21 protein-coding genes and 1 pseudogene are annotated in these 20,150 nt (G+C 62.6%); 10 read left to right on the top strand and 12 right to left on the bottom strand.

The window, feature by feature from the left end:
- Positions 1–128: 128 nt before the first annotated feature.
- The 3 genes from VGG47_RS08275 to VGG47_RS08285 form a co-directional block, all read right to left on the bottom strand.
- A complete protein-coding gene (locus tag VGG47_RS08275; RefSeq protein ID WP_331537352.1) occupies positions 129–680 on the bottom strand; it encodes a ferritin-like domain-containing protein in 552 nt (183 codons plus the stop codon).
- 287 nt (positions 681–967) lie between these two features.
- A complete protein-coding gene (locus VGG47_RS08280; protein WP_331537354.1) occupies positions 968–1,174 on the bottom strand; it encodes a TOBE domain-containing protein in 207 nt (68 codons plus the stop codon).
- 76 nt (positions 1,175–1,250) lie between these two features.
- Positions 1,251–1,943 (bottom strand): TetR/AcrR family transcriptional regulator, encoded by a 693-nt coding sequence (locus VGG47_RS08285; RefSeq protein WP_331537356.1) that lies wholly within the window; start codon positions 1,941–1,943, stop codon positions 1,251–1,253.
- Positions 1,944–2,284: 341 nt separating this feature from the next.
- Between VGG47_RS08285 and VGG47_RS08290 the strand changes: the two genes are divergently transcribed.
- The 3 genes from VGG47_RS08290 to VGG47_RS08300 all read left to right on the top strand — a co-directional run bounded on the left by VGG47_RS08290 (position 2,285) and on the right by VGG47_RS08300 (position 7,188).
- Positions 2,285–3,340: an NAD(P)-dependent alcohol dehydrogenase gene (locus VGG47_RS08290; protein WP_331537357.1), complete on the top strand. Its 1,056-nt coding sequence runs from the start codon at positions 2,285–2,287 to the stop codon at positions 3,338–3,340.
- 397 nt (positions 3,341–3,737) lie between these two features.
- A complete protein-coding gene (locus tag VGG47_RS08295) occupies positions 3,738–5,840 on the top strand; it encodes a putative bifunctional diguanylate cyclase/phosphodiesterase (RefSeq protein ID WP_331537359.1) in 2,103 nt (700 codons plus the stop codon).
- A 256-nt stretch (positions 5,841–6,096) separates the two neighbouring features.
- Positions 6,097–7,188: an NADH:flavin oxidoreductase/NADH oxidase gene (locus VGG47_RS08300; protein WP_331537362.1), complete on the top strand. Its 1,092-nt coding sequence runs from the start codon at positions 6,097–6,099 to the stop codon at positions 7,186–7,188.
- A gap of 150 nt (positions 7,189–7,338) precedes the next feature.
- On the opposite strand, the gene VGG47_RS08305 is transcribed toward VGG47_RS08300, so the two are convergent.
- From VGG47_RS08305 to VGG47_RS08325, 5 genes are all read right to left on the bottom strand, one after another.
- Positions 7,339–8,184, bottom strand: a complete 846-nt coding sequence (locus tag VGG47_RS08305) for a PIG-L deacetylase family protein (RefSeq protein ID WP_331537364.1) — start codon at positions 8,182–8,184, stop codon at positions 7,339–7,341.
- Positions 8,181–9,032 (bottom strand): glycosyltransferase family 25 protein, encoded by an 852-nt coding sequence (locus tag VGG47_RS08310; protein WP_331537366.1) that lies wholly within the window; start codon positions 9,030–9,032, stop codon positions 8,181–8,183. The genes VGG47_RS08305 and VGG47_RS08310 overlap by 4 nt, the downstream gene beginning before the upstream one ends.
- 70 nt (positions 9,033–9,102) lie before the next feature.
- Entirely contained in the window at positions 9,103–9,363 is a 261-nt protein-coding gene (locus VGG47_RS08315) for a hypothetical protein (protein WP_331537368.1), read from the bottom strand.
- Between the two features lie 164 nt (positions 9,364–9,527).
- On the bottom strand, positions 9,528–10,601 hold the full coding sequence (locus tag VGG47_RS08320; protein ID WP_331537370.1) for a glycosyltransferase family 4 protein: 1,074 nt from the start codon (positions 10,599–10,601) through the stop codon (positions 9,528–9,530).
- A gap of 159 nt (positions 10,602–10,760) precedes the next feature.
- The gene (locus VGG47_RS08325; RefSeq protein ID WP_331537372.1) at positions 10,761–11,768 is read right to left on the bottom strand and encodes an alpha/beta fold hydrolase; all 1,008 of its coding nucleotides are present in this window, start codon (positions 11,766–11,768) and stop codon (positions 10,761–10,763) included.
- Between the two features lie 184 nt (positions 11,769–11,952).
- Between VGG47_RS08325 and VGG47_RS08330 the strand changes: the two genes are divergently transcribed.
- The gene (locus VGG47_RS08330) at positions 11,953–12,105 is read left to right on the top strand and encodes a hypothetical protein (protein WP_331537374.1); all 153 of its coding nucleotides are present in this window, start codon (positions 11,953–11,955) and stop codon (positions 12,103–12,105) included.
- A gap of 143 nt (positions 12,106–12,248) precedes the next feature.
- Here the strand turns inward: VGG47_RS08330 and VGG47_RS08335 are convergent, their stop codons facing one another.
- The 3 genes and pseudogenes from VGG47_RS08335 to VGG47_RS08340 form a co-directional block, all read right to left on the bottom strand.
- Positions 12,249–12,848, bottom strand: coding sequence for a Kdo hydroxylase family protein (locus tag VGG47_RS08335; RefSeq protein WP_331537376.1), 600 nt, complete (start codon positions 12,846–12,848; stop codon positions 12,249–12,251).
- Positions 12,849–12,862: 14 nt separating this feature from the next.
- Positions 12,863–13,147 (bottom strand): annotated as a pseudogene (locus VGG47_RS15620) (Kdo hydroxylase family protein); the annotation flags it as partial.
- A 210-nt stretch (positions 13,148–13,357) separates the two neighbouring features.
- Complete coding sequence (locus tag VGG47_RS08340) at positions 13,358–14,311, bottom strand: AEC family transporter (protein WP_331537378.1); 954 nt, start codon at positions 14,309–14,311, stop codon at positions 13,358–13,360.
- A gap of 127 nt (positions 14,312–14,438) precedes the next feature.
- On the opposite strand from VGG47_RS08340, the gene VGG47_RS08345 reads away from it, so the two are divergent.
- The 5 genes from VGG47_RS08345 (at position 14,439) to VGG47_RS08365 (ending at position 18,737) form a co-directional block, all read left to right on the top strand.
- Positions 14,439–15,011, top strand: a complete 573-nt coding sequence (locus VGG47_RS08345; protein ID WP_331537380.1) for an NADPH-dependent FMN reductase — start codon at positions 14,439–14,441, stop codon at positions 15,009–15,011.
- A 3-nt stretch (positions 15,012–15,014) separates the two neighbouring features.
- Positions 15,015–15,659, top strand: a complete 645-nt coding sequence (locus VGG47_RS08350) for a TetR/AcrR family transcriptional regulator (protein ID WP_331537382.1) — start codon at positions 15,015–15,017, stop codon at positions 15,657–15,659.
- 153 nt (positions 15,660–15,812) lie between these two features.
- Positions 15,813–17,039: a multidrug effflux MFS transporter gene (locus tag VGG47_RS08355; RefSeq protein WP_331537383.1), complete on the top strand. Its 1,227-nt coding sequence runs from the start codon at positions 15,813–15,815 to the stop codon at positions 17,037–17,039.
- 183 nt (positions 17,040–17,222) lie between these two features.
- Positions 17,223–18,212, top strand: a complete 990-nt coding sequence (locus tag VGG47_RS08360; protein WP_331537385.1) for an aldo/keto reductase — start codon at positions 17,223–17,225, stop codon at positions 18,210–18,212.
- Between the two features lie 198 nt (positions 18,213–18,410).
- Positions 18,411–18,737: an NIPSNAP family protein gene (locus VGG47_RS08365; RefSeq protein ID WP_331537387.1), complete on the top strand. Its 327-nt coding sequence runs from the start codon at positions 18,411–18,413 to the stop codon at positions 18,735–18,737.
- Between the two features lie 65 nt (positions 18,738–18,802).
- Here VGG47_RS08365 and VGG47_RS08370 read toward each other — a convergent pair whose 3' ends face one another.
- On the bottom strand, positions 18,803–19,057 hold the full coding sequence (locus VGG47_RS08370; protein WP_331537389.1) for a hypothetical protein: 255 nt from the start codon (positions 19,055–19,057) through the stop codon (positions 18,803–18,805).
- Between the two features lie 295 nt (positions 19,058–19,352).
- On the opposite strand from VGG47_RS08370, the gene VGG47_RS08375 reads away from it, so the two are divergent.
- Positions 19,353–19,907 (top strand): hypothetical protein, encoded by a 555-nt coding sequence (locus tag VGG47_RS08375; RefSeq protein ID WP_331537391.1) that lies wholly within the window; start codon positions 19,353–19,355, stop codon positions 19,905–19,907.
- The last annotated feature ends 243 nt before the right edge of the window (positions 19,908–20,150 follow it).

Genomic DNA, 20,150 nt, shown 5'->3' on the forward strand with positions numbered 1-20,150 from the left:
TTTTTGTGAACAAAAAGTAGCAAAAAAACTTTATTAATCTGGATCATGGGCGTTGTCGGAGACACAGCCCATGGCCCAGCATAAAAGAAGTTTTTGCGCCGCTTTTTTCAAAAAGCGGCTGCTTTCTCTCAGTTGATGTAGGAAACGAGGAGATCTTCCATGTCACTGGCATGGTCCTCCTCGTCGCGGGTGATTTCCTGCAATATCGTCGCGGTTTCGGGGTCGCGTTCCGCGAAATAGCTGATCAGCTCCCGGTACAGCTCCACGACGGCCTGCTCCGCCGCCAGGTTTTCCTGCACCCGCAGGGCGAGTCCGCCCGGCCCTTCATGTGGCGCGGCGTGACGTGAGGCGAGGGCCCGCGGGTCGTAATCCGGCGTACCCCCCAGCTGCACGATGCGTGCCGCCGCCATCGCCATATGCCGGCGCTCGTCGTTGGCCTGCTCCTGGAATTCCGCGCCGATCCAGTCGTTCTTCAGCCCGTCATGGGAGATGGAAATCGCCGTGTAGCGCAGCACGCAGACGATTTCCGCCGTCAGCACCGCTTGCAACAGCGCGATCGTGCGCTGCGTATTGGCGCCCGGCTCGGCACGCCCTTCCTCCAGCAGGTTTGTCGCGCGCTGCCTCAGCATATCGACATCCCTGAGAAACAGATTTTCCGTCAGGACCGCTTGCTCGAACATGGAACCTCTCACGACACAACGGCGACAATTAGGAATTATGCGCAACCGAATGAATTATAATTAGGCAATCACAGGGGCAGGTCAATCGCCCGGCAAAAAAACAAGTGATAACAAGCGATAAATAGGCGAGAGAAAGCTCGCCGCGGCACGTAGCGGCGCATTCCTTGCGACGAGGAATGCGCCGCCGAACCTGCCCTAGGCAAGTGAAAGAAAGGGAAGGCTTCTTTTTGTGAACAAAAAGAAGCAAAAAAAGAAGTTTTTGCGCCGCTTTTTTCTTGGATGTCGCTCTAGATGCCGACCATGACATCGGAGGCTTTGATCACCGCCACCGCCGCGTCGCCGGTTTTCAGCCCCAGCTCGGCGACGGCCTCATTGGTGATCGACGCGGTGACGATGGCGCCGCCGCCGATATCGATCCGGACATGGCTGGTGGTCGCGCCTTTTTGCACGTCGACGATTTTGCCCTTCAATTGATTGCGGGCGCTGAGTTTCATGGCTGTTTTCCTCTCCCGTTCGCCGGTTGGTCTTGTCGTGAGCCTAGCCGTCCCGGGGCGCTTGGGGGAAGCGTTTTCAGCTTTGTGCCGTGCCCAACTTGCGCAGCGCCGCCGGCGCGCCGTCGAGGAAGCGGCTCACGCTCGTCTCGATCAGCGGCGACAGGTCGTCCGGCACCGCGAGGCCATACACCCAGCGGCGGATGGCCAGATAAAACAGCTCGCCATGCAGCCCCCAGGCGATTTCGAGTTCCTGGGCCGAAGGCGGTGCGTCGGAGCGCGTTTGCGCAAGCTCGCGCAGTTCCAGGGCCAGCGGCCCGACCAACCTGTCCTGGATGATGCCGATGTAGCGTTGCGGAATATCGACTCCCTTGAGGCCCGCGAACATAAAGATCCGCACCCAGTCATAGCGGAAGATGACCGGCAGATAAGACTTGTAGAAAGCGATCAGCCGTGCCGCGAGCGGCCGCGACCGGTCGCGCATCAGCGTCTCCCATTCCGGCTGCCAGCGATTGAAATAGACTTCGAGATAGACCCGCTCGATCAGCGCTTCCTTCGTGGGGAAGTAGCGGAACAGGTTCTGATGCGTGATGTCGAGGCGCCTCGCGAGGTCGCGCAACCCACCGCCGAATCCGACCTCCGCGAAAAACTGGATCGCGCCGTCGACGATCTCGCGCTCCCGCGCCTCGGGCGACAACCGCCGCCGTTTGGGGCGCACGGCCTGTTCCGGAGTGGCGGCCGTGGAAATCCTTTGTGCGGCCCTGCTGACCATCGTGCGCGACGTTCCTTTTCCTCTGGAAGAAAGCTAACCATAGGCAGTGACCAAATGGCAATTAATTTGACTTGACGCATCCTTGCCGATAGTTACCGTGTGGTCACTACTGGGTCGCCACTCGGCTGGTAAAAGATGGTTTCGGAAGGCTCGACCATGCGGCAAGGCAGCCGGCATTTAGCGGCCCTCGCGGTATGGCCTGGTCTTCAATCCCGCTTTGCCACCGGCGATTTAAAATATTTTCGCAATCTGGCCGCTCGACCTTGAGCGAGCGTCCGGAAAAGCGCCGTAGCACGGGCCGAACCCGGCACATTTCCCCTAACGACTATCTGGAGAGAGTTATGCTGACTTGTACAGGCTTCGCCGCCCAAACCGCGGATTCGCCGCTGGAGAAATTCACCTTCAATCGCCGCGACGTCGGCGAGAACGACGTGCAGATCGAGATCCTGTTCTGCGGCGTCTGCCATTCCGACCTGCATACCGCCCGCAATGAGTGGCGCGACAGTGTCTTCCCGGTGATCCCGGGTCATGAGATCGTCGGCCGCGTCACCAGCGTCGGCTCGGGTGTTACGAATTTCAAGCCGGGCGACAAGGTCGGCGTCGGCTGCCTGGTCGATTCCTGCCAGACCTGCGCGTCCTGCAACGAAGGCCTGGAGCAATATTGCGACAACGGTTTCACCCTCACCTATAACTCGCCGGAGAAGGTCATCGGTGGCCGGACGTTCGGCGGTTACTCCGACCAGATCGTCGTCGACAAGGGCTTCGTGCTGCGCATCCCCGAGGGCATGGACCTCGCCGCCACCGCGCCGCTGCTATGCGCCGGCATTACTACCTATTCGCCGCTGCGCCACTGGAAAGCCGGCCCCGGCAAGAAGGTCGGCATCATCGGCCTCGGCGGTCTCGGTCATATGGGCGTGAAGCTCGCCCATGCGATGGGTGCGTACACCGTGCTGTTCACCACCTCTCCATCCAAGGTTGCAGACGGCAAGCGCCTCGGCGCCGACGAGGTCGTCATCTCCAAGGATGCCGAAGAGATGGCCAAGCACGCCAACAGCTTCGATCTGTTCATCGACACTGTGGCCGCCAACCATGACCTGTCGCCGTATTTCGCGCTGCTGAAGCGCGAAGGCACCATGGTGCAGGTCGGCGCGCCGGAGCATCCGATGCCGATCGCCGCTTTCGACCTGATCTTCAAGCGACGCAACTTCGCGGGCTCCTTGATCGGCGGCATTCCGGAGACCCAGGAAATGCTGGATTTCTGCGCCAAGCACGGGATCACCTCGGATGTGGAGATCATCCCCATCCAGAAGGTCAACGAAGCCTATGAGCGGATGCTGAAGAGCGACGTGAAATACCGCTTCTCGATCGACATGGCCTCGCTGAAAACCGCCGCCTGAGCGGAAAATCTAACGCAAGGGGAGAAAGGGGCGGTACTACCGCCCCTTTTTTCGTGCGTCCCTCGGGTGGCGTTTCGGAGAAAGGAAGAAGCCGCTTTTTGAAAAAAGCGGCGCAAAAACTTTTGTTATGCTGGGCCTGAGGCGTTGTCGGGGCCACCGCCCATGACCTAGCATAATAAAGTTTTTTGCTTCTTTTTGTTCACAAAAAGAAGCCTTCCCTTCGCTTGCCCAAGCAGTTTCCAGCGCTCGGCCCGCTCCGCGTGCGATTTCACATTGACGTGAATCGTTGGTCACGTAGAAGTAATGGAACTGACAGTTATGCGGCCGATATGTTAGCGCAGCTCCGCAATCGGCGGCCAGTCTGGGGTGCTGTGCCGGTGCGCGAAGGGAGATAGGCTTGACCGCGATTTCGACGACGACGTTCAGCGCCGACACGATGTATCGAATGCTGGTTCAGAGCGTCACGGATTACGCGATCTGCATGCTTGATCCCGAAGGCCGTGTCGTGAACTGGAATGCCGGCGCCGAGCGGGCCAAGAGCTATCGCGCCGAGGACATCATCGGCAGGCATTTTTCCTGTTTCTACCCGGCGGAGGACAGCGCGCTCGGCCTGCCCCAGCGCACCCTGGCGGTGGCGCTGGCCGCGCAAAAGTTCGAAGGGGAGGGCTGGCGCCTGCGCCGCGACGGCTCGTGCTTCTGGGCGCATGTCGTCATCGAACCGATCCGCGATGAGAGCAATGAGCTGGTCGGTTTTGCGCACATCACCCAGGATCGGAGCGAGCAAAAGAAGCAGAGCGACCAGTTACAGGAGATCGCCCGGAATCTCGATCTGGCGCTGGCCAACATGTCGCAGGGCCTGTCGCTGTTCGATGTCGACGAGAAGCTCGTTTTGAGCAATCCGCGCCTGCACGAAATTCTCGACATCGATCCCGCCGCTTTGCGGCCCGGTGCGACATTGATCGACATTCTGCGGGTCGTGCATGCCGCTCAGCAGGTGTCGCCAGAGACCGCGGACGAGCTCGCGCACCGTGCCCGGGAAAGAGTTTTGTCCGGTCTGGCGGAGTCCGGCAGCATCTCCGCCCGCGAATTGCCCTGGCGCGGCCGCGTCATCCAGGTCAGCCATCGCGGGCTGCCGGGCGGCGGTTTTGTCAGCACCGTCGACGATGTGACCGAGCGCCGCGCCATCGAGGACCGGATCACCCATCTCGCGCATCACGATACGCTGACCGCGTTGCCGAACCGCATGACCTTCCGGACGCGGCTGGAAAGCGTGCTGAAGGCGGTCGACGAAACAGCGCCGTGCGCGGTGCTTTATGTCGACCTAGATCGCTTCAAGCCGGTGAACGACACGCTCGGCCATCAGATCGGTGACCTGGTGTTGCAGGCCGCGGCGCAACGCATCCAGGCGCAACTGCGGGAGATCGACGTGGTGGCGCGGCTTGGCGGCGATGAGTTCGCGGTCCTGATCGGGCATTATCACGACATGCAGACGGTGACCGCCCTGGCCGACCGGCTGATCCGTGACATCAGCAGGCCGATCACCATCAAGGGGCTGCAGGTGCTGATCGGCGCCAGTGTCGGCATCGCCTATGCACCGCTTCATGGCAGCGATCCGGACCTGTTGCTGCGTAATGCCGATCTGGCCTTGTACCGCGCCAAATCCGCCGGCCGCGGCTGTCACCGCGCCTACGAACCCGGGATGGAGAGGGTGGAGCAAGAGCGCCGCGAGCTCGAGAGCGACCTGCGCGCCGCCCTGGCCGGGCAGCAATTCACCCTGCACTACCAGCCGATTGTCGATACCGGCCGCAACCTGATCACCGGCTTCGAAGCGCTGCTGCGCTGGGATAGCCCGACGCGCGGCAAGGTGCCGCCCCTCGACTTCATTCCCTTCGCCGAGGAGATCGGCTTCATGCCGGAGCTCGGCCGCTGGGTGCTGGAGACCGCCTGCCTTGAGGCCGCCGGCTGGCCGAGCGACCTGAAGGTCTCGGTCAACCTGTCGGCAAAACAGTTCCGACAGGCCGACCTGCTCGAGCATATCGCCGCCACGCTGGAGAAGACCGGCCTGCCGGCAGAGCGGCTCGAGCTTGAGCTCACCGAGACGGCGATGATCGATGATGTCCGCAGCACCACTGAGATTCTCGAAAAACTGCGCGCGCTCGGCATCCAGATCGCGATGGACGATTTCGGCACCGGCTATTCGTCGCTCAGCTTCCTGCGCACCCTGCCTTTCACGCGCATCAAGATCGATCGCAGTTTCGTTCAGGACGTGGAGAGCAAACCTGAGGCGTTGGCGATCATCCGCGCCGTCTCGCTGCTGTGCGAGAGCCTCGGCGTTTCGGCGACCGCCGAGGGCGTCGAGACGGAGCGCCAGGCGGAAATCCTGCGGGCCGAGGGCTGCCCGGAACTGCAGGGGTTCCTGATCAGCCGGCCGTGCCCGGCTTCCGAGGTGCCGGGGTGGATCGCCGCGTATCGCCACCGTCACGCCGCAGCGTTAGCGTAAGGAAGCAGCCGCTTTTTGAAAAAAGCGGCGCAAAAACTTTTATTATGCTGGGTCATGGGCGTTGTCACCGACATCGCCCCATGACCCAGGTTAGCAAAGTTTTTTTGCTACCTTTTGTTCACAAAAAGTAGCCTTCCCTTTTGTTTGCCTGACGCCGCGCAGGTCTCCTGCGCGCGGGTAAAACCTTGCCAGGACGCGAACGATACCGAACTAGGGCGTGATCCACTTTTCGTGCGTTCGCTAACTCGGAGTTGTTATGCCCCGCCTGTTTGACCCCTACACGCTGAAATCCGTCACCCTTCGCAACCGCATCGCCGTCTCGCCCATGTGCCAGTATATGGCTGAGGAGGGCGCGGTGACTGACTGGCATACGGTCCACTACGCCTCGCTGGCCCGTGGCGGCGCCGGCCTCGTTGTCGTTGAGGCGACCGCCGTCGCGCCGGAAGGCCGCATCACCTGGGGCGATCTCGGCCTGTGGAACGACGCCCAGGCCGAGGCAATGCGCCCGGTCGTCGCGGCGATCCGTGAGGCCGGCGCGGTGCCGGGCATTCAGATCGCCCATGCCGGCCGCAAAGCCTCCGCCAACCGCCCCTGGGAAGGCGATGACCACATTCCCGCAGGTGAGACGAATTCCTGGACCACCATCGCGCCGTCGCCCGTGGCCTTCGGTGCGGGGCTGCCGCGCCTGCCCGAGGAGATGACCCTGGCGGAGATCGCCCGCGTGCAGGCCGACACGGTGAACGCCGTGATCCGCGCCCGCGATCTCGGCTTCGAGTGGCTGCAGCTGCATATGGCGCACGGCTATCTGGCGCAGAACTTCTTTTCACCGCACTCCAACCACCGCACCGACTCGTATGGTGGCAGCGCGGAAAACCGCGCGCGCTATCTCCTGGAGACGCTGATCGCGGTGAAGAAGGTCTGGCCGGAAGACCGGCCGCTGACGATCCGCCTAGGCGTTGTCGAATTCGACGGCACCGACGCGATGCTGGACGAAGCAATCGCGCTGCTGCGCCGCATGAAGGACGAGGGACTGGATTTCGTCGACGTCTCGCTCGGCTTCAACACGCCGAAGGCAAATATCCCCTGGGCGCCGAACTTCATGGGCGACATCGCCCAGCAGGTGCGCCAGGCCACCAGCCTGCCGGTCGCCACCAGCTGGTACATCGCCAAGCCGGAGGACGCTGACGCGCTGGTCCGCGACGAGAAGATCGACCTCCTGATGATCGGCCGGCCGCTGCTGGCCGAGCCGCACTGGCCTTACCGCGCCGCGCAGGAGCTGGGCGTGGAAGAGGCGGCCTGGGCGACACTGCCGGCGCCTTACGCGCACTGGCTCGCGCGCTATCGCTGATTGAAGAAAGCAGCCGCTTTTTAAAAAAAGCGGCGCAAAAACTTCTTTTATGCTGGGCTATGGGCGTTGTCGGCGACAGCGCCCATAGCCCAAAGTAGCAAAGTTTTTTTGCTTCTTTTTGTTCACAAAAAGAAGCCTTCCTTTTTGCCTTTAAGGGCACCGCCGGCGCTTCATCCGGCTTTTTTTGAAGGCGAGCCACAATTGCGCGCGTCGCCAGGCGCGGTCGCCCCTTCCGGAAAACTCGGCCCGGGCGAGGGCACGCCAGGCGCGCCCTTCAGGCGCTTGGGCGTCGATTTCATAGCCGAGTGGCCCGGCGAAAGGCGGCGCGGTAAAATCATAGTCGGGGGCAGGACGGAACTGCTCCTCATACAGCGCAAATCCGTCCACCACATGGCGCTGTGTCGTGAAGCAAAAGAGCATGCGCTCCTTGGTCCGGCGCTGCGTTTCATTCAGCAGCACCGTGACCGGCTCCGGGTGGCCATCTTCGGGAAAGTGATTTTGGGCCGCGCGGCCCGCCTGGCTATGATAGCCGGCGAATTCCCAGACCGGAATGTGTCGCGCCAGCCGCCGCTGCGCCAGGTGCACGGCACAGCAGGTGGCATCATGGTCGAGATGGCCGCCTTCATAGCCATGGGTGAGAATCAGATCCGGACGCATGGTGATCATGATGCCGTGCAGACGCGCGGCGATGGCGCTCATTTGATAGCTGGCCGTCTGGTCGCGGTAGCCGAGCGACACGCTGGCCGCGGTCACGTCGCCCGCCGCCAGCGCCGTCGCTAACTCGCAGCGCCGCGCCTCGGCATAGGCGGCACGGCCCCGAAACCCGTTGGCCCGCGCGGCGCGGCGCGAGGTGGCGCCGTCGGTGGTGTGGACGATGCATAGCGTGCCGCAGACGCCAAGCTGCGAGGCGGCGAACAAGGTCTCGTCATCCGGATGTGCGGCGATCAGCAGCACGCGCTTGCCCGCGAAGGGCAAAGGCGGGGCGGCAGAGCTCATGCTCGAACGGGACCAGAGAGCGGCAGCGCCTGATGCGCAGCACCTTTCAGCCGTATGAACTTGCGCAGGCTGGAGGCCCAGTCCTCATTGCGGCCCTGCCGCACATAGGCGGGAAAGGCCGCGCGCTTGCACACGCTGTCCACCGCACGATGGCCGAAACGCTGCAGCCGCCAGTACAGGGCGTCTGCGTCCGGATATTTGAGGCGGTCCTTCGGGCGGTGATCCAGCCGCGTTTCGCTTAAGTAGGAGTGCCCCGCATCATCATGGATCACGATCGGTTGGTTGAGCGCGTAGATATCGAGGCCGTTTGCCCAGTAGCGGTGCATCTCCTTGTCCACCGCATGGACAAAACGCGGCGTGGCGGCCAGGAATTTTTGGGCGGCGTCGCGGGTGATGACATAGCCGACCGCGCCGGTCTGCATGGGCGCGATGCGGCCGAGCGAAATATCGCAGGTCAAGGGGCGGCATGTTGCGAACACGGTATCCCGTGTAAAATTGCGGTACAGGGTCACGACGTCGAACCGCCCGCTTTGTTGCTGCAACGCATCGAGAACCTGGGCGAAATCCGGCAGCAGCGCGACGTCGTCTTCCAGAATCGCGGCCATCGGCTGGCCGTTCGCGACCAGCGCCTGCATGGCGCGGCGATGGCTCAGCCAGCAGCCGATTTCGTTATCCGACAACAGATAGGGGCTGATCCGGCGCCGGCGGCGGTGATCGACCAGCCCCCGCTCGGCGTCCGTCAGCTTTTGCCCATCCACCGCCTCGATCACGTCGAGGTTGACGCCGGCGGCGGCGGCGGTCCGTTCGATCTGCGCGCGGCGTCCCGTCGCACGAAGCAGATTCAGCACGTAGACATGCATTGACTCTCATCCTGCCAAAGAAGGGGCGCAGAGCGGCCCCGTTTCTTAGGATGAGCTCCTAGCGCAGGTAGCTGACTCCAACCTTAAAACATTTCGTTACATAAGGCGCGCTCCGGCGCAAGCGCCAGCCGGAAACGGCGCGGGCCGGCTGGCGCCGCATCGCCGCACGCACGCCGGCGAGGTTGCGGCAAAAACCCATGTAATCGTTGGCTTTTCGCGCCGCGGCGACGCGCGCTCCGAACGCCGCTCCGCCGGTCAGGATGAGATTCTGGCGCCGGTAGCTGCCTCGAACTTTAAAATATTTCGTTACATACGGCACCCGCCGGCGCCGCAGCGCGCAACGAGGGAAGGGGAAGGCTACTTTTTGTGAACAAAAAGTAGCAAAAAAACTTTATAAATTTGGGCCATGGGCGTTGTCGGGGACAACGCCCATGGCCCAGCACAACAAAAATTTTTGCGCCGCTTTTTTAAAAGCGGCTGCTTTCAGGCGGAAACGGCGAGGAGCGGCTGGCGCCGCATCGCGGCGCGCACGCCGGCGAGATTGCGGTAGAGGTCCAGATAGTCGTTCGCCATGCGCGTCGCGGTGAAGCGCGCGTCGAACGCCGCGCGCACCTCGGCACGGTCCAGCTCGCCGATCTGCCGGACCGCCCGGATCGCGTCGTCCATGCTGTCGACGATGAAGCCCGACAAGCCGTGATCGATCACCTCGGGCACCGAGCCGCAGCGGAAGGCGATCACCGGTGTGCCGCAGGCCATCGCCTCGATCATCACCAGGCCGAACGGCTCCGGCCAGTCGATCGGGAACAGCAGGGCGGTAGCGTTGCCGAGGAAGTCGGCCTTCTGCTGCTCGTTGATTTCGCCGATGAATTCCACATTCGGATGCGCCGCGACCATGGGGCCGATCACCGTGTCCCAATAGGGCTGGTCGGCCTTGTCCACCTTCGCGGCGATCTTCAATTTCATCCCCGCCGCCGTGGCGATCTCGATCGCGCGGTCGGGGCGTTTCTCGGGCGAAATCCGGCCGAGGAAGGCGAGATAGCCGCCCTGCGGCTGCGCCTTGAAAGGCAGCAGATCCTGCGGCAGGCCGTGATACACGGTGCCGGCCCAGTTCACCGGGGGCATCGGCAGGCGCTGATGGTCGGAGATCGAGGAAAGCGGCACTTCGGGGAAAGCCCGGTAGAACGGCATCAGGTCCGGCAGATCCAGCCTTCCGTGCTGGGTGGTCACGGTCCGGTCGGCGAAATCACGGATCAGCGGGTAGTGCACCATATCCACATGGAAATGCAGCACGTCGAATTCGTCGGCGCGCTGGCGCACCTGTTCCAGCATCACGATGTAATGCGGCAGCCAGTCCCTCACCACCGGGTTGAGGCGCAGCGCCATGTCGCCGCAGGGCACCAGGGTCGCCGCGGTCTGCGAATCGCCGCTGGCGAACAGCGTCACATCATGACCCTGCTGCACCAGCTCCTCGGTGAGGTACGAGACGATGCGCTCGGTCCCGCCGTAGAGTTTCGGGGGGCAGCTCTCGAAGAGCGGGGCGATCTGGGCAATCTTCATGGCGAACCTTCAAAAGAAAAGCCGCCATTCGGCACGGTGTTGAACGGCGGGCGTGACCCTCCTTGTAGAAAGTTAATGCGGCGCAATTGCGGCGGCTTTTGGCCGGAATGGTGCGGTTTTCCCCCTCCGCCCCATGTGCGGCGGAGGGGGACCGGAAGATCAGTCGAGCCAGTTTCGGACGGCGTCCTTCAGGAAGGCGAAGTCGGCCGGGTTGGACGAGGGGGTGCCGGCGAGATGGCCGCGGATGCTGGGGATCGGTCGCAGCTCGGCTTTGGCGAGGTGGCGCATCTCCAGCGCGTTATCGGCGACGCGGAAATACAGGTCGGTCTCGCCCGGCAGCAGCAGCACCTTCGCCTTGATCGCGCTCAGCGCCTTCGCGAGATCGTGGCCGTAGAGCGTGTTGGCGCTGATGTCGCCATGCATCCAGGTGACCAGCTGCGCATAGCCGTCGGCGGCGTCGCGTTGCTGGAACGGGGCCGCCCAGTCGTTTTCCAGATAGGTTTCCAGGTCCGGCGCGCCGCCGGCGAGGTGCAGGCGCTCGCGGTAATAATCCTGGCTGATGGCCCAGCCTGCATAGATATGGCCGACGGCGCGCAGCGTGCCGAGCGGCGGGGCGGAGAAACGGCCATTGCCGATATGCTCCGGCGCCGCCTCGAAGGTACGCAGCACGCCGGAGAGAAACACCTTGTTATGCTCTGCCGTCTTGGCGCTGCTGCAGACCACGATGGCGCGCTCCACCGCATCGGGGAACATCGCCGCCCAATGATAGGCTTGCTGCCCGCCCATCGAGAAACCGTAGACGGCATGCAGCCGCTCAATGCCGAACTGCTCGAGCAGCAGGCGGCGCTGCGCCGTCACATTGTCCCAAGGTGTCACCACGGCGGGATAGTCCGGCGTGTTGCCGGCGCCGGAGGAGAGGCCGTTGGAGAACATGTTGGGAATGATGATGAACCAGCGCGTCGGGTCGAGGATTCCGTCCGGCTCGATCAGCCACTCCATGGTGCTGTGCTTGGCACCATAGCTGCACGGGTAAAGAATCACATTGTCGCGCGCGGCGTTCAGCGTGCCGTAGGATTTCCATGCGAGCTTTGCGTCGCGCAGCACTTCGCCCGATTGCAGCGGGAGATTGTCCAGCTGGAATTCACCCTGTTCCGTTGGCCAGTTCATGTCAGCAAACTTCCTTTCCAATGACTGCACCTGTGTCGCGGCGGGCTTATCACCCAATGCAGTCAGCGGAAATCGGCTGGGGCGCGGTGGTCACGTGGCATTGATGCGCCCGTTACAGTTTCTTGCAGTTTGCCCATTTGTTGTGGTGTAATCGTTGGCCGTTCGATACGACGTGGAGGCGTTCATGAAGCGATTGATGATCCTGGCGATGCTGGCTTTGAGCGCGGCGCCGCTGGCCGGATGCGTGGTGTACCCGGCCCAGCCTCATCATGGCGCCGTGTGGGTGCCTGGGCATTATGGGCCGTACGGCTATTGGGTCCGCGGTCACTGGGCCTGAAAGCAGCCGCTTTTTAAAAAAAGCGGCGCAAAAACTTTTGGCTATGCTGGGCCATGGGCTGTGTCAGCGACAACGCCCAAGGCCCAGCATAGCAAAGTTTTTTTGCTACTTTTTGTTCACAAAAAGTAGTCTTTCTCTTCGCTTCAGGTAAGCGCGTGGCCCGAGAGGCGTTCGAGGACGCGTAAGGGCGAGAGTTCCGGCCGCGCCATGGCGCTGACCGGCAAATGGAACGTCTGTTCGAGCGTGTTGCGTCCCGACAGGGCTGCGTGGGACACGGAATCGGTGAAGCATAGCCAGGCCGTGCCCGATGGAAACGTCACTTCCGTACGGGGGGCAGAGGCTTGGTACGCCGCATCCAGTTTCGCGCGGTTATGCAGGCCCAGCATCAGAAAATCATAGGGCGTGCGGCGGCCATGGGTGAGGCTGAGGCCCGCCATCGCGCGGCCGGCGAGGCTGGCGATGATCGGCTTGCCCAAGGGGCCGCGATCCAGCTGCGGCAGAAAACGCGCCGCCACTTGTTCGAAGGGGCCGCTCACCTGCCATTCCCGCTTCGTGCCGGCGGGATCGATGTTCACGAACAGCCGCAGGATCCGTTCGCCCTGGGTCGGGCGCGAGGGAAACGCGTCGGTATGCAGGCGCCGGTCGTCGTGGCGCGGGGCGTAGGTGCGCCCCATGATCTCCGCCGGCCGGAAACTGGCGCGGGCCTTGCGCAACTGCGGGCATAGCGCGGCAGCAGCCCGCAAACGAACGCCACGGCATCGTCGCTGAACCGTGCCAGCAGCACGGCCAGGTCCGCCGCTTGCGGTGGATCCAGTTGCGTGCCGCCCAGTTTCTTGGTGGCGGGGTCGTAGCTGATGTTTTTCCGTGTGCCGGAGAGCGCAGACTCGGTCAGAAAGCTTTGTTCTGCGGGCAGAAGCGGAAAATTCAGGCGTGGAAAAACCAGAACGGTGCCGGCTTCCAGAGCCGGCAATGCGCGCTCCTGGAGCTCGCGGCTAGGCGGCGTCTGCCACCCGGACAGAGGCAGAACCAGAGTGGCGTCCATAAGTCCTCCCGTTTTTCTTTGGTAACGTTCCGGTTACGAGAGGACGGCAAAACCGGTCGGCGGGTCAAGAGAAAAGCAGCCGCTTTTTGAAAAAAGCGGCGCAAAAACTTTTTCTTATGCTGGGCCTGAGGCGCTGAAACAGCACGGGCCCAAAGGAGCAGAAAACTACTTTTTGTTCACAAAAAGTAGACTTTTCCTTCGCTTATTTCTCTAGCCCAGCCAGGCCAGCAGCCCGGAGACCGTGAGCAGCGACAGCACGGTGGAGATTAAAATCGCCCGCGAGGTCACTGCGGCTTCCCGATTATACAGCTTCGCCAGCATGAACGGGCCGGTGCCGATCGGCAGGGCGCTCAGCAGCAGCGCCGTGTCGGCCCATAATTCCGGCATGTCGAAGACGCGGAAGGCGAGCAGGCCGGTGATCGTCGGTTGCACCACGAGTTTCAGCGCCACCAACCGGGTGATGATGCCGGTTTCCTTCGCCGTCTCGGACTGCGCCAGGAACAGGCCGATGGTGACCAGTGCGCAGGGGCTGGCGGCTGCGCCGAGCAAGGAGGTGAAGTGGGTGACAAGGCCGGGCAGCGGCACATGCGCGACGCCGCGCAGCAGCGCCGCGGCGAGGCCCAGAAGCGGCGAGGCCACCAGTGGGTTGCGCAGCAGCGAGAGGCCGACCTTGCGCAGCGTGGCGCCGAGATGCGGTCCTTCGTGCAGGTCTGTCTCGATCAGCACAATGGCGCCTGCGAACAGCACGCAGGCGGTGAGAATGGTGGCGATCACCGCCGGCACCAGCGAGCCATGGCCCAGCGCCACGAGGCAGAGCGGAATGCCCATGAAGCCGGTATTGGCATAGGCCGCGTCCAGTCCCTCGATGCTGCGGTCCGCGAGGCGGTGATGGGCCGGCCGGGCCTTCAGGGGACCGAGCAGGAAAGAGAGCAGAAACGTGATCATCATGCCGCCGGTGAAGGCGGCGAGAAAGCCGGGGTGATCCAACCCCGCCCAGGTGATACCCGCCATGGCCTGGAACAACAGCGCCGGGAGCGCCAGCCAGACGACGAAAGCGTTCAGGCTGTCGGTGGCGGCGGGGCCGAGGATACCGCGGCGCGCGCAGAGGTAACCGGTGAGGATGAGCGCGAAGATCGGGAGGACGGCATTGAATACGGCGGACATGCTGTCTTTTCCCTTGGCCTCACGCGGGATGCAAGGGACGCAAAACACCAGCGAAGCCGCCGGTCTAGGTCTTGAAAAAAGTGTACGATGCAGTACATTTCATCCGCACGTACACGATGGAGTTCTTATGTCGACTTTCTCAGGGGTGAAACTGCTGGGCCTCTCCGGCAGCATCCGCAAGGCGTCCACCAACACGATGATTCTGCAGAGCCTGGCGGAACGGCTCGGGGCCAAGGCCAGCATGACGGTGTTTCCGCTGAACGATGTGCCGATCTACAATGGCGATCTGGAGGGCGAACATCTTCCGGCCTCCGTGCGCGCCCTGAAGGCGGCGATCACCGAGGCGGACGGGCTCATCCTGTGCACGCCGGAATATAATCACGGCATCCCCGGCATGCTGAAGAACGCGCTGGACTGGGCGTCGCGGCCGGTTTTCGTCTCGCCGCTCAAGGACAAGCCGGTGCTGCTGATGACCTCTTCCCCCGGCTATGTCGGCGGCGCGCGCGCGCATACCCAGATGCAGGAAACCCTGGCCTCGACGCTGTCGCGCGTGGTGCTGCGCCCGCAGGTGGTGATCGCCGGCGTGACGCAAAAAATCGTCGACGGCAAGCTGGTCGATGCCACTACGCTCGATTTCTGCCTGAAGGCGATCGACGATCTTTTGGCGGAAATCCAGCTCGTCGCCGGCGCCAAGGCCTGAGGCATGAGCGCAGGCGCGCCCCCGGCCCGCCGCACGCGTCGTGGCGAGGAACGCGATGCGCGCCTGCGCCAGCGCGCGGCCGACCTGTTTCTGGAGCGCGGCTATGACGGCGTCAGCGTCGATGAACTGATCCGCGATGTCGGCGGCTCGAAAGCCAGCGTCTATCAGTTTTATGGCGACAAGGACGGCTTGTTCACCGCGGTGATGGAGGACACGCTCGAGGACCTCATCGTGCCGCTCATGGCGCTGGATCTCGAAGGCCTGTCGCTGCGGGACGGTTTGAAAAGCTTCGCGACGATGCTGCTATCGACCCTGCTGCAGCCGCGGCATCTCGCGTTCCAGCGTCTGGTCATCACCGAGGCGCTACGGCACCCGGCGATCGGCCTCGGCTGGTACCGCGACGGTCCGGCCGCCACCTGTGAGCTGCTGCAGCGGTTTTTGGCCGAGCAGCAACGGTTGGGCCATATCCGTCCGGATGTGGCGCTGGGGCCAGCCTCGGTCCTGTTTCACGACATGGTCTTGTCCACTCTTCTCAACCGGGCGGTGATGGCGATCGAGGGCGGGCCGACGCCCGAAGAGATGGCGGCGAAGATCGAACACGCGGTGCGGCTGATGCTCGCCGGGATCGCGCCGCCGGCCCGCGGTTAGAGGAAAGCAGCCGCTTTTTAAAAAAAGCGGCGCAAAAACTTTTGGCTATGCTGGGCCATGGGCGTTGTCACCGATCACGCCCATGACCCCAGCCCAAAAAGAAGCCTTCCCTTCACTTCCCAGAGCCGGTTCCGGCCAAGGTAAGGATAAGTCATGCGACTACGACGTGAAAGTTTCGGCCTGCTTCTGTTCCTGGGGGCGCTCGCGGCGCTGCCGCCGCTGGCCATCGACATGTCATTGCCCGCTATGCCCGTGATCGCGCGGGCGCTGCACGCGGCGTCGAGCATGGTCGGGCTGACGCTCAGCCTGTTCATGGCCGGCTTCGCCGTGAGCCCCGTGGTCTATGGTCCGCTCGCCGATCGGTATGGAAGACGGCTGCCGCTGCTGGCCGGGCTGCTGCTGTTCACGCTGGGCGGGCTGGCGGCAATGGCGGCGCCGACGATTGCGCTGCTGCTGACCGCGCGGCTGGTGCAAGGGGTGGGGGCTGGGGCCGGCATGACGCTGGCTTTCACCATCGTCCGCGACCTGTTCGAGGGTCGCGCCGCGCAGACGCGGCTCGCCGTCATCACCATCGTCGCCAATGTCGCGCCGATCGTCGCCCCCGCTCTGGGCGCGCTGCTGCTGGGCATGGCCGGCTGGCGCGGCATTTACGGCGTGCCCGGGTTGAGCGGCGTGCTGCTCACCGTTATCGCCGCCGTCAGCCTGCCGGAGACAAGGCCCGGCGCGGCGCCGCCGGCGGGGGTGCGGCGGCTGGTCGGGCAGTACCGGCAGGTTCTCTGTCATCGCGAGGTGATGCTGCATATCGGCCTCAACGCGCTCGGCTTCGGCTGGATGTTCGCTTACGTGTCCGGTTCCTCGCTGGTGCTGATCGGACTCATGCATGTGAGCGCAGCACTCTATGCCGGGCTGTTCGCCTGCACCGGCATGGGCATCGTCGTGGGGGCGTTCTGTAACGCCAGGCTGTCGCATCGCGGCGTGTCCGCGACGCTGTTGCTGAGCCTCGCCGTCGCGCTGGCGCTGACAGCCACGCTCACGCTCTGTTGGCGCGCCGCCCTGGGCCCTGTCCCACTCGGCGAGATGATGCCGCTGCTGGTGCTGGCCACCGCCAGTTTCGGCCTGGCCGCCCCTAGTGCCGCCCATGGCGCGCTGCACCCGCTGCCCGATTGCGCCGGGATTGTCGGCGGCCTGCTGACCTCGCTGCAGATGCTCGGCGGCGCGGGGGCGAGCGGCGTTGTGGCGCTGTTGTTTCCCCGGTTCGGCCTGATGGCGATGGCCGGCACCATGGCCGGCTGCGCCGTCGCCGCCCTGGGCCTGCGGCTTCTTCTGGCGGCGCGGACCCGAGAGGGAAGAGAAAGGCTGCTTTTTGTGAACAAAAAGTAGCAAAAAAACTTTATGAATCTGGGTCATGGGCGTTGTCGCCGACACAGCCCATGGCCCAGCATAGCAAAAATTTTTGCGCCGCTTTTTTCAAAAAGCGGCTTCTTTCCTTATTCTAACGCTCGTCTGGCGTGAACCGTCCCGGCTGCTATGGTGCTACGGCCTGCACACAGTTTGGAGAGAGACATGCAGTATACCAATCTCGGCGCGACTGGCCTGACCGTTTCGCGGCTCTGCCTAGGCACCATGACCTTCGGCCTGCAGACCGAAGAAGACAAATCCTTTGAAATTCTCGACAAGGCCGCGGCGGCCGGGGTGACGTTCATCGACACCGCCGACGTGTATCCGCTGGGTGGCGACGCCGGCACCGTCGGCGACACGGAAAGAATCGTCGGCCGCTGGCTCAAGGGCAAGCGCCATAATTTCGTGCTGGCGACCAAATGTGTCGGCAAGATGGGCGACGCCGCCTGGAACCAGGGCGCCTCGCGCAAGCATATTCTGGATGCGATCGATGCCTCGCTGCAGCGCCTCGGCACCGATTATGTCGATTTGTACCAGCTGCATTCGGATGATCCGAACACGCCGCTGGATGAGACCATCGATGCGCTCGACATCGTCGTTCGCAGCGGCAAGGCCCGTTATGTCGGCGTGTCCAACTTCCTCGCCTACCGCCTGGCGCGCGCGCTCGGCCGCGCCGATGTCAAGAACAAGACCCGCTTCATCTCGGTCCAGCCGCGCTACAGCCTGCTGTTTCGCGAGATCGAACGCGAGCTGCTGCCGCTGGCCACAGAGGAAGGGCTGGGGGTCATCCCCTACAACCCGCTCGCCGGCGGCCTGCTGACCGGCAAGCACAAGCCCGGCGCCCCGCCGGCCGGCACGCGCTTCACCCTCGGCACCGCCGGGGCCCGCTACCAGGACCGCTACTGGAACGACAGCTCTTTCGCCAAGATCGAGGAACTGCGCCGGGTGGTGAACGATGCCGGACTGAACCTGACCACGGTCGCGATCGCCTGGGTTCTGGCCAACCCCGCCGTGACCTCAGCCATCATCGGCGCCAGCCGGGCGGAGCAGTTGAACGACACGCTGACTGCCTGCGAGTTCAAGCTCGATGCCGGGCTGAAGCAGAAGCTCGACGAACTGACCGCGGAATTCCGCCGCGGCGACGCGCCGCGCTAAAGGGAAGGGAAGGGAAGGCTACTTTTTGTGAACAAAAAGTAGCAAAAAACTTTATTTATGCTGGGCCATGGGCGTTGTCGGTGACAACGCCCATGGCCCAGCGGACCAAAAGTTTTTGCGCCGCTTTTTTCAAAAAGCGGCCGCTTCCTTCAAACGACCAGACTCTAACACGATTGATATTTCAGGAGGACATTTCCCATGATCCATGAATTGCGCATCTATCGCGCTGCCGCCGGCCGGATGCCCGATCTGCTCTCGCGCTTCGAGACGCACACGCTGAAGATCTGGCAGAAGCACGGCATCCGCCAAGCCGGTTTCTGGACCGTCGCCATCGGTTCTTCGAATCAAGACTTGTACTATCTGCTCGAATGGGAGTCGCTGGCCGAGCGCGAGCGCAAATGGAACGCCTTCGCGAGCGACCCGGAATGGCTCGCGGTGAAGGCGGAGACAGAAAAGAACGGTGCCATCGTCGACACGCTGAGCAACGCGATGCTCACGCCGACCTCGTTCTCTGCGGTCCGCTAAAGCAACCTCGAACAAAGACCTGGAGCATGATTTCTTTAGGTCTATCATGCTTCCAGGCAGGCTAGTCAGATAGAAGAAAGCGGCCGCTTTTTGAAAAAAGTGGCGCAAAAATTTCTTCTATGCTGGGCCATGGGCGTTGTCGCCGGTGCAGCCCATGGCCCAGATGAATAAAGCTTTTTTGCTTCTTTTTGTTCACAAAAAGCAGCCTTCCCCTTCTCTTGTTTCTGAATTGTCCTGCTGCGCTCAGGATCTTTCAGATTTTCTGCGCCCGCAGCCGTTTGCGTGCTGGTGGGGCTCCGTCCGGGGTTCTGCACCATCATGGATGGCACATGCCATTGTTCAGGGCGGGCGACACAAATATAGGTAAAGACTATCGCCCATTCGAAAAATCATTAAAAATTACAAAATAACAAGGCAGACATTCGACCCTATCATAGCCCCATCCATCAGGATGCTCTAACGATTGATCATGAATGTCTTGGTTTCTCTCCCAAGTCGTTTGGCAGCTAACCGTGCACAGGTCTCCTTTGCGCATCTGATTTTTTATTGCGAGTAAGATACAATATGCACAACCAAATTGTTGACGTCGTTTTCGACTCATCCAAGTTCTGGCCTGTGGCCATCGGTTTTTTCGGCCTGGCGACGGGATATTTGGTGATGGGCGGCCAGGCGCTGTTCCAGTTTCCAAAGGCGAGCCGGGAGGTCGATAAGACCGTCGCGATGTGGGGCCTCTGGATGGCTGGCTTCATGCAGTTCATCACCGGCGTCTATCTCACCGTCGGCCTGACCTGGTTCGGCGTCTTTACGAATGCAGCACCGCTCTACATGGCGGCGGTCGCCTTCACGGCCTATGGCGTGCATTGGTTCGCCGTGTCGCACCGCCGGTATATCGGCAGCAGCGCGGTTCCCGAGGGCTGGATGGCGATCGCCGTCTTCATGCTCTCAGTCCTTGGCGTCATCGTCTTCCAGGGGGCGGGGGACATCCCGGTTGCCATCCTGTTTGTCGGGCTGTCGCTTATCTACATTACCGAAATTCCGACGCGCCTCTTCTCATGGTCCTTCGGTGGGCGGCTGATCGGCCTGTGGCAGGTCCTGACCGGACTCTGGCTTATCTACCTGACCTATGGCGTCGTTCTCAACTTTGCGCTGGGCTACCATTGGTGGGTCTAAGCACGGAGTGACGACCGGCGGGCCGGCTCGTCCGGCCCGCTGCGCCTTTGGGCCCGTGCTGTGTCAGTGCCACAGGCCCAGAGGCGCAAAAGTTTTTGCGCCGCTTTTGATCGAAAAAGCGGCCGCTTTCCTTCATCTGGTTCGTGACGATAGCCGGAGCCTCCTGCATTTCCGCTGGACGCAGATTGCTGTAGCGATAACATCAGCTTCAGACCGCGTATCAACCCGATGAAATGAAAGGCT

The sequence above is a fragment of the Acidocella sp. genome (genome assembly GCF_036489515.1).
Taxonomy (GTDB): Bacteria; Pseudomonadota; Alphaproteobacteria; order Acetobacterales; family Acetobacteraceae; genus Acidocella.